Origin of the sequence: Capnocytophaga sp. oral taxon 863 str. F0517, from assembly GCF_000466425.1 — a bacterium.
Taxonomy (GTDB): Bacteria; Bacteroidota; Bacteroidia; order Flavobacteriales; family Flavobacteriaceae; genus Capnocytophaga.
In genome coordinates this window covers 129,092-129,429 of sequence record NZ_KE992174.1, presented here as the reverse complement: position 1 = coordinate 129,429, position 338 = coordinate 129,092, and the positions used below count along the sequence as shown (strand labels likewise).

The following is a 338-nucleotide window of genomic DNA, read 5'->3' as shown; positions in this document are numbered from 1 at the left end:
GAAGTTAGCAAAACTACTTTTGGTCGGAGTTGTTCATATAAACCAGTAAAGAGGCTTTTACTTCATCAAGGAAAGGGGTGAGACTTTTTGAACGTCCTTTCATACGATGGAAAACATGGTACTGCTCTGCTAATTCTACTTTAAAGAGCTTCTCGAATACTTTGGTAATCTGACTAATAGGGAGTTTTCCATAAGAGATACATCCAACAGAATGTAATCCATAGATGAGTTCTACTAGTTGGCTTTTTTTGCCTGTCCACTGAAGATTTAGTGCTTCTAAAAGTAGTTTTTCTTCTTTAACTTCAGTACGAAAAAAAAAGATAATCGGAGAGTTCCTT

General features: G+C 35.8%; 1 protein-coding gene. It reads right to left on the bottom strand.

The genetic code is table 11. From position 1 onward, the window contains the following. Positions 1 to 13 precede the first annotated feature (13 nt). Positions 14 to 338 (bottom strand): RteC domain-containing protein (locus HMPREF1551_RS11590; RefSeq protein WP_021629347.1); only part of this gene is annotated, 325 nt, incomplete at its 5' end.